Source organism: Exiguobacterium sp. s163 (genome assembly GCF_018617135.1).
GTDB lineage: Bacteria > Bacillota > Bacilli > Exiguobacteriales > Exiguobacteriaceae > Exiguobacterium > Exiguobacterium profundum.
In genome coordinates this window covers 1,070,130-1,086,138 of sequence record NZ_JACSJN010000001.1, presented here as the reverse complement: position 1 = coordinate 1,086,138, position 16,009 = coordinate 1,070,130, and the positions used below count along the sequence as shown (strand labels likewise).

At 47.0% G+C, this 16,009-nt stretch carries 18 protein-coding genes; 8 read left to right on the top strand and 10 right to left on the bottom strand.

Going from position 1 to position 16,009, the window contains the following annotated elements:
• Positions 1 to 28: 28 nt before the first annotated feature.
• The 4 genes from gshAB to KNO71_RS05575 all read right to left on the bottom strand — a co-directional run bounded on the left by gshAB (position 29) and on the right by KNO71_RS05575 (position 4,435).
• Positions 29 to 2,320, bottom strand: a complete 2,292-nt coding sequence (gene gshAB / locus KNO71_RS05590; RefSeq protein WP_214685344.1) for a bifunctional glutamate--cysteine ligase GshA/glutathione synthetase GshB — start codon at positions 2,318 to 2,320, stop codon at positions 29 to 31.
• A complete protein-coding gene (locus KNO71_RS05585; RefSeq protein WP_078147733.1) occupies positions 2,304 to 3,632 on the bottom strand; it encodes an MATE family efflux transporter in 1,329 nt (442 codons plus the stop codon). The genes gshAB and KNO71_RS05585 overlap by 17 nt, the downstream gene beginning before the upstream one ends.
• A 129-nt stretch (positions 3,633 to 3,761) precedes the next feature.
• Complete coding sequence (locus KNO71_RS05580; protein ID WP_214685348.1) at positions 3,762 to 4,229, bottom strand: hypothetical protein; 468 nt, start codon at positions 4,227 to 4,229, stop codon at positions 3,762 to 3,764.
• Positions 4,226 to 4,435 (bottom strand): helix-turn-helix transcriptional regulator, encoded by a 210-nt coding sequence (locus KNO71_RS05575; protein WP_074035697.1) that lies wholly within the window; start codon positions 4,433 to 4,435, stop codon positions 4,226 to 4,228. The genes KNO71_RS05580 and KNO71_RS05575 overlap by 4 nt, the downstream gene beginning before the upstream one ends.
• A gap of 119 nt (positions 4,436 to 4,554) precedes the next feature.
• On the opposite strand from KNO71_RS05575, the gene KNO71_RS05570 reads away from it, so the two are divergent.
• On the top strand, positions 4,555 to 5,487 hold the full coding sequence (locus KNO71_RS05570; protein WP_214685350.1) for a ring-cleaving dioxygenase: 933 nt from the start codon (positions 4,555 to 4,557) through the stop codon (positions 5,485 to 5,487).
• 37 nt (positions 5,488 to 5,524) lie between these two features.
• The gene (locus tag KNO71_RS05565; RefSeq protein WP_214687605.1) at positions 5,525 to 6,013 is read left to right on the top strand and encodes a hypothetical protein; all 489 of its coding nucleotides are present in this window, start codon (positions 5,525 to 5,527) and stop codon (positions 6,011 to 6,013) included.
• A 39-nt stretch (positions 6,014 to 6,052) separates the two neighbouring features.
• Here KNO71_RS05565 and KNO71_RS05560 read toward each other — a convergent pair whose 3' ends face one another.
• On the bottom strand, positions 6,053 to 6,493 hold the full coding sequence (locus KNO71_RS05560; protein WP_214685354.1) for an RrF2 family transcriptional regulator: 441 nt from the start codon (positions 6,491 to 6,493) through the stop codon (positions 6,053 to 6,055).
• Positions 6,494 to 6,679: 186 nt separating this feature from the next.
• Here KNO71_RS05560 and KNO71_RS05555 point away from each other — a divergent pair, with 186 nt between their 5' ends.
• Positions 6,680 to 7,780 carry a globin domain-containing protein gene (locus tag KNO71_RS05555; RefSeq protein WP_078147730.1) on the top strand — a complete coding sequence of 367 codons (1,101 nt, stop codon included), beginning with the start codon at positions 6,680 to 6,682 and terminating at the stop codon, positions 7,778 to 7,780.
• A 41-nt stretch (positions 7,781 to 7,821) separates the two neighbouring features.
• Here the strand turns inward: KNO71_RS05555 and KNO71_RS05550 are convergent, their stop codons facing one another.
• The 5 genes from KNO71_RS05550 to KNO71_RS05530 all read right to left on the bottom strand — a co-directional run bounded on the left by KNO71_RS05550 (position 7,822) and on the right by KNO71_RS05530 (position 10,909).
• A complete protein-coding gene (locus KNO71_RS05550; protein ID WP_214685358.1) occupies positions 7,822 to 8,379 on the bottom strand; it encodes a hypothetical protein in 558 nt (185 codons plus the stop codon).
• Between the two features lie 70 nt (positions 8,380 to 8,449).
• On the bottom strand, positions 8,450 to 8,863 hold the full coding sequence (locus KNO71_RS05545; RefSeq protein WP_034770831.1) for a DUF350 domain-containing protein: 414 nt from the start codon (positions 8,861 to 8,863) through the stop codon (positions 8,450 to 8,452).
• On the bottom strand, positions 8,860 to 10,089 hold the full coding sequence (locus KNO71_RS05540; RefSeq protein ID WP_214685360.1) for a glutathionylspermidine synthase family protein: 1,230 nt from the start codon (positions 10,087 to 10,089) through the stop codon (positions 8,860 to 8,862). Before KNO71_RS05540 ends, KNO71_RS05545 begins: the two co-directional genes overlap by 4 nt.
• Entirely contained in the window at positions 10,086 to 10,454 is a 369-nt protein-coding gene (locus KNO71_RS05535; RefSeq protein ID WP_214685362.1) for a lipoprotein, read from the bottom strand. The genes KNO71_RS05540 and KNO71_RS05535 overlap by 4 nt, the downstream gene beginning before the upstream one ends.
• Positions 10,451 to 10,909, bottom strand: a complete 459-nt coding sequence (locus KNO71_RS05530) for a hypothetical protein (protein WP_078147726.1) — start codon at positions 10,907 to 10,909, stop codon at positions 10,451 to 10,453. The genes KNO71_RS05535 and KNO71_RS05530 overlap by 4 nt, the downstream gene beginning before the upstream one ends.
• Before the next feature lie 106 nt (positions 10,910 to 11,015).
• On the opposite strand from KNO71_RS05530, the gene KNO71_RS05525 reads away from it, so the two are divergent.
• From KNO71_RS05525 to amyS, 5 genes are all read left to right on the top strand, one after another.
• Positions 11,016 to 12,035, top strand: a complete 1,020-nt coding sequence (locus KNO71_RS05525; protein WP_078147725.1) for an ion channel — start codon at positions 11,016 to 11,018, stop codon at positions 12,033 to 12,035.
• A gap of 11 nt (positions 12,036 to 12,046) precedes the next feature.
• Positions 12,047 to 13,174 carry a YfbR-like 5'-deoxynucleotidase gene (locus tag KNO71_RS05520; protein ID WP_078147724.1) on the top strand — a complete coding sequence of 376 codons (1,128 nt, stop codon included), beginning with the start codon at positions 12,047 to 12,049 and terminating at the stop codon, positions 13,172 to 13,174.
• 129 nt (positions 13,175 to 13,303) lie between these two features.
• On the top strand, positions 13,304 to 13,636 hold the full coding sequence (locus tag KNO71_RS05515) for a PadR family transcriptional regulator (protein WP_012727454.1): 333 nt from the start codon (positions 13,304 to 13,306) through the stop codon (positions 13,634 to 13,636).
• Positions 13,633 to 14,160: a DUF2812 domain-containing protein gene (locus KNO71_RS05510; protein ID WP_214687603.1), complete on the top strand. Its 528-nt coding sequence runs from the start codon at positions 13,633 to 13,635 to the stop codon at positions 14,158 to 14,160. The genes KNO71_RS05515 and KNO71_RS05510 overlap by 4 nt, the downstream gene beginning before the upstream one ends.
• 175 nt (positions 14,161 to 14,335) lie before the next feature.
• Complete coding sequence (amyS, locus tag KNO71_RS05505; protein ID WP_370148226.1) at positions 14,336 to 15,877, top strand: alpha-amylase; 1,542 nt, start codon at positions 14,336 to 14,338, stop codon at positions 15,875 to 15,877.
• Positions 15,878 to 16,009: the final 132 nt, after the last annotated feature.

The window sequence follows — 16,009 nt, the reverse complement described above, 5'->3', positions numbered from 1 at the left end:
AATTAGGAATATTCCGTAACAGGAATACTCAATATTTAAACAATAAATCAAGTAGCATCTCACCAATCGGTCGTTCTTTTCCTTCATAAGGAAAAGCGTGGATATGGATGGCGGGATTAAAATTCAATTCGATGATACCGTATTCGATTTGCGCATCATCGAGAGAGGGAATCATCATATCGACACCACAGATGGTTGCCCCGACTGACTTAGCGGCATCGACAGCAATACGCTTATAGATGTCAGAAATTTGATCCGTATAGTCGATACTATCTCCTCCGGTACTGATATTAGAGTTTTCGCGTAAGAAGACACGCTCATCGAGAGCGGGAATACTATCGGGTGTCTTGCCTTGAGCACGTAAAAATGAGATGACGACCTCGTCGATTTCGATTTTCTCGAGCGGTGTCTTGTATCCTTTTCCGCGTAACGGGTCTTCATTTTTTGTCGCAACGAGTTGACGGATCGAAGAGGTGCCATCTCCAGTGACGTTCGCCGGGACACGATGGAGGATGCCCGCGACGTCATCTCCGATGACGAGGAAGCGATATTCTTTTCCGGGTAAGAATGTCTCAAGTAAAACGACATCATCAAACGTTTTCGCATACTGAAATGCAGACCGTGCTTCCTCATACGTCGCTCCGTCTTTAAAAATGTGAATACCGACTCCGAAGTTTGTGGACTTTGGTTTTAAGACGATGGGTTGTTTTGAAAATGAATGCCATGCCTGACGTAAATCTGATTCATCTTGAAGTTCTACCCCTTCAGGGACACGAATGCCATGCTCTGCGAGTACAAACTTTGTCACCGTTTTATTCTCCATCATTAAGACGGAAACATAATTGTCTTTTGATGTTTTCGTTGCCTGTTTGACGTATTCTTCGTGTTTGCCGTTTCGAATCCGAATGAACTGGTCGGAACGATCGATGACATCGACACGATAACCACGTTTAATTGCGGATTTCATTAAGATTTGAGTAGACAGTTCCAGGTCGGCATAACCGTGGATGCGAAAACGATTTGCATAGGCGTCCTCATAAAAGTGTTCTGCTTGGGCGAGGGACCATGCGTGATAACCCGTCTCGGTCATAATCGTCTTTAATCGGGAAGCGTACGTCCGGTCCACGTGATCAATTTTTTCGCGTATAGCTGGAAAGACATCTTCGAAGCCGAGGTCATACTGTGTGTTGAACGAATCGATGGCGTCGAGAAGTTCTGTCGCGTACGTGTGTAAAGGTATGGCGTAACCATCTCGAGTCAATATGCTTGCGGGAGACATGCCTTCTTTGGCGACACGTTGTTGATTATTGTACGCTTCAGCTTGCCAATCGACATGAGATGTCTCCTTAGTAAAGGTCAAGTACAACAAAAACAGATGAAGGAACCGTAAATCTGAACGAGCAATTCCGGTCTTTTCAAACGGATTCAAATCGATATTGCGAATTTCAATGTAATCGATACCGTGTGCCTCGAGTTGATTTAAGTCGTTACCACCTTTCGATGTTTTCAATCGGATGGGGGAGTAGAGTTCGTTCGGATTGGCAATCTCGCCTTTGGCAATGAACCGTTTTACATCGTCTATATAACTTGAGAGTGTCGCATAATTTGGATAAAGCGGTTCAACATTCGTGTACCCACAGTCGCTATTCCGATAGGACAATGCTTGTTTATTTGAAAAAGTGTCTACATGGAGCGCTTGCATCTGGCTGACACATCGTTCTTCATAACTCGCATGTACGGCTGGGGTAGCACCGAGCAAATAGACGATGAGCCAACGCATTCGTAAATATTGACGAACTAACTTCAAATATAGGTGATCTTTGAAGTGTCGATTTTGTTCAGGGGATCCTTCGTATAATGCGGATAACATCTCATCGGAAAATGAAAAGTTGAAATGGATTCCAGAAATGAGTTGTTTTTTCGCACCATATTTTTGGAGCAGATGCTCACGATAACGGCTAGCCTCTATTCCGGACACACCAAAATCAGCGAGTGGAATCGTACCACCTTCCGGCAAGGCACATGGCATCGATTGTGGCCAAAGGCGTTCATCGCCTATGTTGAGCGCCGTAATATCGTAAAGCGTTTCTAAGAAATGATGTGCCGCCTCAATCGTTGGAAACGTCGGGGTGACAAGCTCAATTTGACTTTCAGAAAAGTCGGTCGTGATATATGGATGTGTCGCTTTATGACCGAGTGCTTTTGGATGCTTCGTAACAGCTAGTGTGCCTTCTGACGTGACTCGTAACATTTCTCGCTCGATGGCAAATTTTCCACTTGTGATGAGATGGTGGGGTAGTTGATTAAACTGCTTTTGCAAGGGAAATCACTTCCTTTTTCGTTAGTCGGACAAAGAGGGCGGAGACAAGCCCTTTTGTGATACTTGAGATGGCGATACTCCACCAGATGGCATCGATTCCGAGATAAGGCTCAAGAACAAATGCGAGCGGGATACGGGCCACTGTGAAAATAATCGAGATGGTCGCGGGGATTTTCGGTAATCCGAGTCCTGAGAAGTATCCGTTTCCGATCATTTCAATCGATGAGAAGACGAGCGAAATGCCAATAATTCGCAAGTAGCTCGCCCCAATTTCGATGGTTCGAACGTCATCGACGAATAGACCAATGAGTAAATCTGGGACGATTAAAAATAACAACATGATGAATCCTGTGTAAACCATCCCGAGTCGGGTCGTTACCCGGTAACCTTCATGAACACGATCTACTTTTCGTGCCCCGAGGTTTTGACCGGTATAGCTAGCCATTGCTCCGTTCAAGCCACCAATCATCATGTAGGCAATCGATTCGATTTGAAGTCCGATGCGCTGTGCCGCAATCGCTTCCGTCCCGTATGAGCCAATCATGCGGGCAAGAAAAATACTGATTACCGTGAACAAAATCCGTTGGGTTGCCATCGGAAAACCAAGACGGATGATTTCTTTATAGTCAGCTCGAGTCGGCTGAACGACTTCATCCCAATTGAATAATGTACGAGCGCGGTGCCAAAACAATCCGAACATCATGACGTTGGCGACAAGTGTTGCAAGGGCAGCCCCGATCACACCGAGTTGGAATGGATAAATGAAAATCGGGGAGAGAATCATATTGAGGATGACACCTGTCGCATTGATTCGCATCGCTGTTGTCGTATTGCCATATGCACTGAATAGACGAGCAAACAGCAAATTAAAGAAAGAAAAGATGAGCATCGGCGCGCTGACGAACAAATATTCATACGCAAGCTGCTCCACAGCGGGGGCACCCATATTCAAAAAGCCGATGAATGTATGACCGAACATAATTAGTAGAGAGGCGTACGAAAGACCGAGTGTTAGATTCAGACGCCTGCTGGCCCGGACATGACGCTGAACCGAATTGAGGTCACGTCTCCCGACAGCTTGTGATACTTTGATGCCGGCGCCAACGACAATCAATGATTGAATCGCCTGTCCGAGCATGATATAAAAACTAGCTGCACCGATACTTGCCACAGCATCGCTCCCGAGCGCACCGACCCAAAACATGTCGACGAGACTATACGTAAATTGTAATAACGAGCTACCGACGAGCGGAAGGGCAAGAGCCAGAATGACGCGTTGCACGTTTCCAATCGTCAAATCGACGGTTTTCACAAAGCAAGACTCCTTACATTCTTTATATAACCATTTAGTTATATATAAGCACGGTGTAATAGAATTGGCAATCATGATAGCCGAATCGATGAAAAATGGACACAAAAAAAGGAATTCGTGATGAATTCCTTAATGTCGATAACCGCGAATCCAAGTCGTCATGTAGACGAGTGTCGCGATGATGAGCGTTGAAGCGAGTGCATAGATCGGATAGGCGGGAAGTGTATCTTCAAACAACGGATAGAACATAAACGACCCCATAAAAATAGGAACGGAGATGCCGAACGAGATGTATGCCGCTTTTGTCGATTTCACTGTGATGATTTGTTCACGCTCATCGACTTCACTAAATTCAGTCATGCGGACAGACCATTGAGTGAAGCTCAACTGCTTGTTCGGCCGGGAGTTAAACGAATAGACTGTCCAAACAATGCCAAAAACAACAAGTAAAAGTAGGGGAAGCAGATTGAATTCAACTAAGAATCGGTCAGACTCGCTGACGGTCTTCGACACATCGGATAAAAATGAGCTGAATAGAAATGCCATCAGGACATACAGGATGATGCTGGAAATAGACTGAACGACAACGTGTTTCATTTTCTTTCCTCCTCGATTGTGAATATAGATTCGACCGGTTCCTCGAACACCCGTGCGATGTGCATCGCCAGCATGAGTGACGGTGTGTAGCTGCCTTTCTCGAGCGAGATGATCGTCTGTCTCGTCACACCGACCTTTTCGGCCAGGTCGCCTTGGGTTAACTGGTGCCGGGCACGCAGTTCTTTCACGCGGTTGACTAATGGCATCGTGCCACCTCATTTCTAGTTTCTACCACTAGTGTAAAACAAACTTTACATAATGTAAAGAGGACTTTACTCATTTGGGGATGATACAATAACGATATAGTCGAAAGGGGAGATGAGGGATGAAGGTGATTAGTGGACAACATCACGTGTCAGCGATGACCGGGGATGCTAAGAAGAACTTGCGATTCTACACGGAAATACTAGGGATGCGGCTCGTCAAAAAGACGGTTAACCAGGATGACCCATCGATGTATCACTTGTTTTATGCAGACGAGACGGGTACACCTGGAACCGATTTGACGTTCTTTGAGTTACCGTTTCTCGGACAGACGTATCGAGGGTCAAGCAGTATTTCCCGGACAGCACTCAGGGTGCCGGATGGAGCGCTCGCGTACTGGCAGGAGCGTTTTGACGCGTTCGATGTATCTTACGGAGAAATCGAGTCGGTTTTAGGAAGGGCGACCCTTTCGTTCGAAGATCATGAGGGTCAACGTCTCTGTCTTGTAGAAGGAGGGAGCGGGACACCTTGGAGCAAAGGTCCAGTGCCAACGGACCTCGGCATCTTCGGTCTCGGGTTTAGTGAGTGGACGGTACGGCGGATTGACAAGACGGCACGGGTGCTGACAGAAGTGCTTGGCTATCGATATGTAACGACATTTGAACGGGATGGTCATGACGTGCGTGTCTTTGAGACGGGTGAGGGTGGTGTGGCGACAGAGATCCATCTCATCGATCGGCCGGATTTGCCATCGGAACGACCAGGGCGAGGAAGTGTGCATCATGTGGCGATTCGAGTGGAACAATCAGACGATATGACGAAATGGATTGAGAAGCTTGACGCACATGGGATCAGCCACTCTGGTCTCATTGACCGCTATTATTTCCAGTCGATTTACTTCCGCGAACCGAGCGGAATCTTAGTGGAACTGGCAACAGATGAACCGGGATTTGCGACGGATGAATCGCTTGAGACACTCGGAGAGCGATTGGCCTTGCCTCCGTTTCTTGAGTCGAGACGAGTGGAAATCGAATCGAGACTAAAGAAGCTATAGTCGAGTGAACATTCATAACTGTCATGAGGTGAATGAATTGGAGACGCAGGCAGTCAATCTTGTAATTGCCAGATTACTAGGTAAAATTATCGAGCAATATCCCCCTCATCAATGGATAAAAACAGAAGAGGCATTTCCGCATCCTTATCAGTTCAATAAAGTGAGTTATGACTATTCTGGTGAGGTTGAACCGATGACGCTGGAAACATTTCAAGACTTGGTTAACAAGCTCGGAAATAACCATGGGTACTCATCCAAATTCGAAGAGTTGCTACACAATATTTATATCAATCAATGGGTGCCAACATTCACATCAAATTTCGGTAAGCATTGGCAATGCTACCATGACTTATTGTTTGATGCGTATAACGATTGGAAATATACACATTTTGAATTGTATGATGAAGATGGAAATGAACTCGATGAAGAGTTAGAAAATAACCTGAATGAATGTTTTGAAGATTTCATTCATCAGACGTCCCCAGAACTATATGTGAAGAAAATGATAAAACTTTGGTGGCGATGATTCCTAAAAGCAGAGACATACAAAAACCCGACGATTTTTTCAGTCCGTCGGGTTTTGTGCGCCTAGGAGTAGGGCAAGTTCGTTCGTTCGGTTGACGACGAGATCCGCAATCGTGTAACGATCGAGTACATGAAGAAACGCCAACATGGCTTCATTCAAAACTCCTCGTAAATCACAGGCAGGTGCGATGACGCATCGGCCTTCCCCGAAGCATTCCACGAGTTCGAAGGGTTCCATCGTCCGAACGACTTCCCCTACATTGATGTCATCCATCGGTCGTGCGAGTCGAAAGCCGCCGCCTCGACCACGCACCGATTCCAAATAACCATATTTCCCAAGCTCATATACGACCTTCATGACATGGTTTTTGGAGATGTTATATTGGTCTGCCACTTCTTGAATCGTGACGAGCCGATGTGAAAACGTAGCGCTATACATCAATGTTCGCAGTGCGTAGTCACATGTTTGCGTGAGTCTCATCCATCATCACCTCTCGTTTCATTGTACAAGACAATCCCAAAAAGTGCGATTCGAACAAATGTGAAAGGGTAATGGCGAAAATAAGTCAGAAACGTGAAATCTACTTTAAACAAGTATTTAATATATTGCTTTAAAGTGACTTGTCTCACATAATGAACGTGTACAAAACAAAAGGGGGAAATTCACATGTTAGATCAACAAACGATTGAGATTATAAAGGCGACGGCACCAGTTTTGAAAGAACATGGTGTGACAATCACGAAGCATTTTTATCAACGAATGTTTGAACAAAATCCAGAAGTTCGTCACTTCTTCAACCATACGAATCAAAAGCGAGGACGTCAGCCAGAAGCACTCGCGAACGCGGTTTATGCGGCTGCGCTTCATATCGACCGACTCGAAGCGATTCTTCCTGCCATCCAACCAGCACTTCATAAACATAAAAGTTTGAACATCCGACCGGAGCATTATCCGATCGTTGGTGAGAACTTACTTGCGGCGATTCAAGACGTACTCGGTGAAGCTGCAACACCTGACATCATCGATGCATGGGCAAAAGCTTACGGTGTGATTGCCGATGTCTTCATCTCACTCGAGAAAAAAATGTATGATGACGCGCCATGGGTCGGATTCAAACCGTTCGTCATCGAAGAAATCATAGTAGATACACCTGAAGTGAAACGATTCCGTCTCGTCGCGAAAGATGGAGTTATTGGCACAGCCATCCCAGGACAATACGTCTCGGTTCAAGCGCGCATTGCGGGAGAGGACATCCTACATCACCGTCAATATAGTGTCATCGAGACGACAGAAGACGGCTACTGGATTGCGCCGAAAGCGGAGGGACTCGTCTCAAACTGGCTCCATGAACAGACGATCGGAACAGAAGTCCCGATGAGCGCACCAGCAGGAGAATTTATCCTTGAAACGTCTGATCGTCCGCTCACACTTATCGCGGGAGGAATCGGGATCACGCCCCTCTTCAACATGGCGAAGACGGCACTCGAACAAGGACGTCCTGTCACGTTATTGCACGCAGTTCGGAGTATGGACCTTCGTCCGCTCGGAGACGAACTCGATGAACTCGTGGATCAAGGGCTTAAACTCATCACACACGTGGATGACGTATCGGGTTGCATGAATAAGTCACACCTTGAAGCACTTGATGTGGAAGGGCATGATGTTTATACGTGCGGACCGAGTGCGATGATGGAGACGGTTGTACGTGTGATTCCACAGGCACGATATGAATTTTTCGGACCGTCTGGAGTTCTTGCGACCAACTAAAAAAGACGACTGGAAAAAGTCGTCCTGATGCACAATATAGGTTATTCCGTGAGTTCACTTGAATGTATGACTTGTTTGTTGGCATCCAATGTTTCAAGTGACCACGAACCATCTGACGGTCGTGATGTTTCAATGACATATGTCATGGTGTAGCTTTCAATTTCGGGATCGTTGACAAGAAAATCTTTTGAGACATCGTCACCGTTTAACCGTAAATAGACGACATCTTCCGGTCGCTCTTTAAGGTGAACACCGATGTACTCCATGTCTTCAACTCGAAGGATGACGAAATCAAAAGGCTGATTCGGCTCTGTTTGTTTCGTGACAGACCCTAAGTTCCCTGTTTCGACATCAATCTCAGCTAGACCGATGACGGAGCGGTCTTCATTTGTGTAAAAAGAGAGAACGGACTGTTCCATATTATGAATTTCAAACGTATACCAATTGTTCGTCGTCATATAACGATTCATTTCTTTTTCGGCATTTTCGTATGACTTGTCAGTCTGAATGTTAGTGTAGGTGTAAAGTCCGACACCGACTGCGATGGCTACGATGATGAGACCGGAAACGATTGTGAGTAAGATGATTCGCTTCGACATGATTGTTCCTCCTGACTTTTATAAATACGAACACCCCATGCTTCGCCAATGCGTACATGGGGTGTTTGAATTAGTACGTCAAGCTCGCGGCGACGATGATGCCGACGACGAGTGATGCGGCGAACAAGCTGAAACCGATAGCCATGTTGCCGTTCTCGACTTCTTTTTCTAAGTTCACGCCTGGTGTAAGGACGTATTCGAACGTCCAGAACGCCAATACTTGGGCGGCGATCCCGACGAGTCCCCAGATGAATGCATCGAGCAAGTTGACGCTGTTCGCCCAGACTGTATAAATGACGATGGCAAGTCCGAGCGCTTTCCCCCAGAGTTTCAAGGCGACGGCCATGTTGCCTTCTTTGATTAACTTACGTTCTGAATATTTGGTCGTCAGGGCGAAGATGATGAGTCCCGCGAGAATGAGACCGAATCCTGTCCCGAGGTGGGCGAGGAAGCTTAAGATTGAATCGAGTGTGATGAATGTCATGAGTTCGTCTCCTTTTGTGTAGGTGTGCCAACGGCTAAGTAGTAAGATTGGTTGTTTGTGATCATGCTGCCGGCGCGAACGCCGAGTGCGGACGGGTGTCCATTCAAACAGAAACATCCGATCATGTAATGTGTCTCGACGCGACCCTTGACGGTCGTCGTCATCCGTTTCGGAAGTTCGATGAACTGTTGGTACACAGCCGTCTCTTCCGCATACGTTTGTAATGTTTCCCGGTGAAACGGTTGGCCATCTTTCGTATACAAGATGACGGAGTCTCCTTCACGTCCGAACGCCGGTTTTTTGACATAGTCCGATTCGCCGAGAAACGGTGTCTCATCTAAGTAAGTCGGTAAAAAATAGGTGTCGATGATGTCGCGCTCGGTTTCATCGAACAATGTCTCGGTCTCATACAATTCCCAAATGAGGGCTTGTACGCCTTTTGATTGCATGAGGAATGCCGAGAGCGGGTTGAGCAATGACACATGCTTGTGCAGGTTCAGTTCAAGTAACCGAATGCCGATCAAGTCTCCGTCTGGAGCCCGGTCGTCCACAAGATGCTCGATCGGATATGTTTGACGATACAAGATGTCGATTCGTTCGCCCGATGGTGTGTAGACACCGTCTTCGTCGACGAGTAAAGTGTGCAAGGGTACGAATTCAGACGGTAAATCGAGCGTCTCTTGCAGAAAGCGCGCCGTCCACTTGTCTTCGATGTTGTCGCCATGTGCCGTAAAGACGATTTTCGGTGTGCCTTCTCGTTTGAGTCGATTCCACGCGGCGACGATGGCCTTGCGCAGTTCGGTTTTTAGTTGAGCGGTGGCTTCTCTGTTCGGGTCAAGGAGACCAAACTCGGAAGCGACCACGCCGTTCACGTCAAAGAGCTCCTTAATAAAGGTCGGCGTATCTGCATTGAACTCCATCAATTTGAGTTGACCGTCTTTCATGATCCAATCGTAACGACCGATGATCGTCTCCTGCGGCATCGTCTTCTCCCGTAAGAACGGCAGACTCGCCTCAGGGTAACCAAGCAGTAAGAGCGTCTCGTCAGGCAGGGTGCGTAACAATTGATTCGTCTTCCGAAAAATCGAGTCAACCGCCTCGGTTGCCTCTCGGACAGAGGCAACCTGCGAGGCGGTCATCTCAAAACAATCATATAAGGCATATTCTTCATCGTTTAAATCGGGCCAAAAATAAGGGATTTGACTGTAAAGTTCGTCACGTGTCATCCGCCGAATCCACCTTTAGAGCCACTGCCGAGTCCAGATTTTGACGATCCTGATTTTGAGCCGTTCGATACGGAACCGGTCGCGCCACCGTTCGACTTGTAGGATTTGTAGGTAGAAGAATTTTTTAGTGCACTTTTCGAGCGGAACAGGTTCCCGAGTAAGAAATAACTACCATAATGAGGGGAACGATCGTCGTCACAATAATACGACTCGGTCACGTCATCCCAGTCCCAGTCATCACATTCGTAGCCTGTCGGTTCTTCCGGGAGTGCCGCCTCTTCATATTCATCCCCACCGCACGCGGCAAGGGAAGTGGTCAATACCGCAACGGATAGTCCGCTTAAAATTTTCTTGCTTGTCTTCATGTTGATTCCTCCAATTCATAACCAGTCGGTGTGACGTAGATAACATACACACCACGATCTTCATCTGTTTCTGCTGAATCGCGTTCATATTCTTTGCCGGCGACATATAAATACTGGCTCCCGAGCATAGCGAGCGCATCGAGGTGACGGTCGACGTAATAGGCCTCGAGTAACGGGTTGTCAAAACGGTCGTCAAGTGTACGAATCTCGACCTTGATCTCACTCGTTTCGTGTTTGTCGATCAGTCCTTCTGTGTAACGGTCGACATAAATCAAGAAGTATTGATCACCTTCTAAGGCGGATGAGCGTTGTTTATAGGTCATGCCGTCTTTGACGAAAAACTCACATTCACGACGAGCTAGCACTTCGTCTAAGCCGAGAGACGTGTAATGGTATAGTGGTTCGAACGATAATTCATTTTTATAGAGACGATACTCTAAGACGATGGAGTTCATAAGTCAGTCCTTCCTTTTTTCTTCTTATACGGAATCACCATCAAAATGGTTTCGTGAATCTTTTTGTGGTTACGTTTAGTATATAAGAGAGAAGGAGGGGGAAACAGTGCATATCTTATTTCGTGTGTGGAAAGGGTTAGCGAAATTATCATTTTTGAATGTCGTCTTAGCTTCGATTGGCATCATTATCTTAGGAACCGTGCTCGGTTATGTTTTAGAACCAGAGACATTCAGATCATTGTTTGATTCGTTCTGGTGGACGATGACGACATTGACGACCGTCGGATACGGGGACTTTTATCCATCCTCCGTGGCAGGGCGATGGCTCGGGATATTCTTATTCCTATTCGGGATTGGGATTATCGGGGCGTTGATTGGAAAATTGGTTGAAATCGGTGCGACGTTTCAACGGCTAAAACGGGAGGGAAGACTAGTGTATCGTGGAGAAGGACATTATGTGTATATCGGGTGGTCCCCGAAGACGAAGAAAGCAATCGATGAAGTGCTTAACTACGAACCGAAAGCAGAGATCGTATTGATTGATCAGTTAGTTGAGGAACCGTACGTGCACGATCAAGTTCACTTCGTATCAGGCGATGCTTCGGATGAAGCGGTATTGCTGCAAGCAAACGTCTTGAAGGCGCGACGCGTCGCGATTTTTGCGGATGCCCGTATCACGGAGACGTTACTCGCCGATGGGAAGTCGTTATTGATCGCGTCAGCGGTCGAGGCACTCTCTTCTGAGTATCAGGTGGACTTGCACACGGTCGTCGAAGTGTGTGAAGAAAGAAATATCTCGAAATTCAAACACGTCCGCGTCGACGATTTTATTTTAGCGAACGACTCGGTCTCCCTCTTGATGGCAAAAGCGACGTTACAACCTGGAACGACAGCAATTTTCCGTCAGTTGCTGAGCAAACAGTCAGGTGGGAACATTCAAGCGTTGAAACCAAAAGTCGAGTGGCAGAATGTTCGACAAGCAAATACAGCGTTACTTGAATCAGGGGTGACACTCATCGCGGTCAATGACCGCTTGGATGTGGCGACGATGCTCGATTTGCCGCTTCAGGAAACAGACATGTTATATGTCGTCTGTCATGACGATGTATTTGAACGATTATCGTAAGGAGTGAAACCATGCATAACGGAACGTTTATCCGAAAGATGACACGCATGCAAAACGTGCAACGATGGGACGAATATGCTCCCCATTATCATGATAATGCAGCGAGTCACAGCTTTCGTGTCGCGGTCTTCAGCTTGATCGCGGCTTATGTGGAAAAAGAGAACGGGCGTGAAGTCGACTTGCTCGATTTGCTCGGGAAAGCCATTTTCCACGATATGAATGAAGTACAAACGGGTCCGATCATGCACCGGACGAAAAAAGAACCGACCTTGATCGGTCACATCGAGCGTATGGAACGAACAGCGAGTCTCGGTCTTGTCGAGCTGCTGTCGCAATCATTACGTCCTCACTTTCATCGTTTCGTGGTGGAAGCGGAAGATGATTCGTTCGAAGGTCGAATCGTGGACGGGATTGATTCGTTCGATGCGATGTTGTTCGTGCGACGAGAAGTCGCGCACGGCTCTCCGCACTTTGATGACAAACTAGAAGAGATGAAAGCCGCACTCCGACATCATCCGATTGATTCGGTTCGCTGGCTGTTCGACCAGGTCGAGGCAGAAACGGATGTGTTGCGATTCATCGAGAACGTCATGCGGATGGATAGTGTCCGTCGCTGGAAAGGTCGCTTTAACACGATTGACGACAACGATGCGATTCATGGTTTCCGGGCTGCCGCGCTCGGTATGTTCAGTGGGCTCTTAGAGCGTGAGAAGTACGACGTCGATGTCGATGTCGCCGAACTCGTGGCTCGTCTTCTCTGTCACGATTTAGTTGAAGGGGTGACCGGAGACGTGCTCGGTCCAGTCAAACATTCGACGCAAGAGACGGGGGCTGCGTTTGAGGCATACGAGCGAGCGGAAAGTGAACGTCTGCTTGGACTGTTGCCTGAGTATATGCAACCGGCGTTCCGTCGATATATGGCTGACTCGAAAGACGATACGTATGAGGGAATGCTCGTCGATATGATGGACAAGCTTGATGCGCTCATCAAGATGAACATGGAGCGGAAGATGAACGGGGCCGAGTATGAGGTCACGTATCGCGAGCAGCTCCGTAAAGTCCAGATGCGATATGAGAATCCAAGCATGATTTTCTTCCTGGCGTATATCTTGCATGATTTAGACTATGTCACTAGTTAAAACCGTTTATCTTGAAGTCGCATACCTAAAAGGGTGCGGCTTTTTTTATATCATTTATTGACATATATCATTTAACGATATATATTGAGTGTAAGAAATATATCATTCAATGATATAGGAGGTGGAAAGATGCCGCGAACGGACTCATTAGAGTTAGGGGAACTGACGGATAGTATGTTTTATATCCTGTTGGCGCTCACGACGCCACGTCATGGCTATTTAGTCATGCAATTTGTCGAAGAGACCACGCGAGGGCGAATGCAAATTGGTCCGGCTTCGATGTATACGATTATCAAAAAGTTGTTGAACGCCGAACTGATTGAACCGATGGATGGGGACGGAAAGAAAAAGAACTATCGAATCACGAATAAAGGCCGCTCGATTTTAACGGATGATGTGAAGAGACGACAGGCGATGGTCGAAGATGCCTGTGCCATTTTGGATATGGAGGGATCAAGATGAGACAAAAGTATATGTCGAGCTGGGGATTGGCGTTTGCTGAAGAGCGTGAGATGCGGAAACTAGAACGAATGGCGGCCAAGGGATGGCATTTGAAGAAGTTTGCCCCGCTAGGATACACGCTCGTTGAAGGGGAACCGGAAGACGTTCAGTATAGTTTGGACTATCGTACTCGTCCAGACGAAGACTACTTTGACCTGTTTGCGTCGAGCGGGTGGGAACATGTCACATCAACCGGGGATGAGATTCATATTTTCAAAGGAAATCGAGATGCCAAGCCGATTTACTCGGATGTCGAAACAACAGAGGAAAAATATCATGACATGGAGCGTCAGATGGGAAGGGCTGCGCTCATCCTAGGTATTTTATGGATTGCCCTCTTTTCGTTGTTTCAGTTTGATTGGCCAACCGTTGTCGAGACAATATTGATTGGGATTCAACTACTCGTGACGATCGGTCTCGTGTTTACAGGATTTCCGTACATCGGCTACCGTTTCAAACGCAAACGAATTAGCCGGGAAGGATGACTAGGCGGATGGCACAAGCCATCCGTCTTTGTTTCGTTCGACTGAACTATTCGAATGAGAAATAGTTAGGGAGAGAGAACTGTTTTTTAGTGTCTATCTATGCAACAAAATCAAAATCCTTCACAATAATTAATGCAAGCGTTTTCGTTAACTATTTGAGGAGGAATGAAGGATGTTGAAGAAACGACAAGGGATTGCTGTCCTAGCTGGAGTGACATCGATTGCACTGCTTTCAGGGCAACCGGTCGCACAGGCAGCGACCCCACAGAACGGTACGATGATGCAATATTTTGAATGGTACGTTCCAAACGATGGGCAACACTGGAACCGACTCTCGAATGATTCGCAGCATTTGAAAGACATCGGGATCTCCACGGTTTGGATTCCGCCGGCGTATAAAGGGACGTCTCAAAATGATGTTGGATACGGGGCCTATGATTTGTATGATTTAGGAGAGTTCAATCAAAAAGGGACGACTCGGACAAAGTATGGAACAAAAGCGCAGCTACAGTCGGCGATCTCCAACTTACGCGGGAAAGGGATTGGCGTATATGGGGATGTCGTCATGAACCATAAAGGCGGAGCGGATTATACCGAGTCCGTTCAAGCGGTCGAGGTCAATCCTTCTAACCGAAATCAAGAGACGTCTGGGGAATATGCCATTTCTGCCTGGACGGGATTCAACTTTGCGGGCCGCAACAATACATACTCCCCGTTCAAGTGGCGTTGGTATCACTTTGACGGGACTGATTGGGATCAGTCACGGAGTTTGAGCCGTATCTACAAATTCAAGAGCACGGGTAAAGCATGGGATAGTGAAGTGTCGGGTGAGAACGGGAACTATGACTACTTGATGTACGCCGATGTCGATTTTGAGCATCCGGAAGTACGTCAGGAGATGAAAAACTGGGGGAAATGGTACGCGGATTCGCTTGGATTGGACGGCTTCCGACTGGATGCGGTGAAGCATATCAATCATTCATACTTAAAGGAATGGGTGACGAGTGTTCGTCAGGCAACCGGAAAAGAGATGTTCACTGTTGCGGAGTATTGGAAGAATGACTTAGGGGCCATCAATGATTATTTGGCCAAGACGGGCTACACTCATTCCGTATTCGATGTACCACTCCATTACAATTTCCAAGCGGCAGGGAATGGTGGCGGTTACTATGACATGCGGAACATTCTAAAAGGTACGGTCGTCGAGCAGCACCCAACACTCGCTGTGACGATTGTCGACAATCATGATTCGCAACCAGGCCAGTCACTGGAATCAACAGTCGCGAATTGGTTCAAACCGCTTGCCTACGCGACCATCATGACACGTGGTCAAGGATATCCAGCACTCTTCTACGGAGATTATTATGGAACGAAAGGGACGACGAACCGTGAAATCCCGAATATGTCAGCGTCGCTTCAGCCGATTTTGAAAGCGCGTAAAGATTTCGCCTACGGCACACAACATGATTACATCAATCACCAAGACGTCATCGGGTGGACACGTGAAGGGGTGACGGACCGTGCGAAGTCTGGTCTTGCGACGATTTTGTCGGACGGATCAGGCGGGTCGAAATGGATGTATGTCGGAAAACAGAATGCAGGGGAAGTGTGGAAAGACATGACAGGAAATAACGGACGTCTCGTGACGATCAATGCGGACGGTTGGGGCGAGTTCTTCGTAAACGGTGGCTCGGTTTCCATCTATACGCAACAATGAATCAGTTAGACTTGTCTCTAAAGATAGGGGCGAGTCTTTTTTCTGAATTTTCACCACATAAGTTTTATACGTGATATAATGACCTAGTGTTAATTCTTGATAGGGAATACTTCCGATCCATGAATTCACATT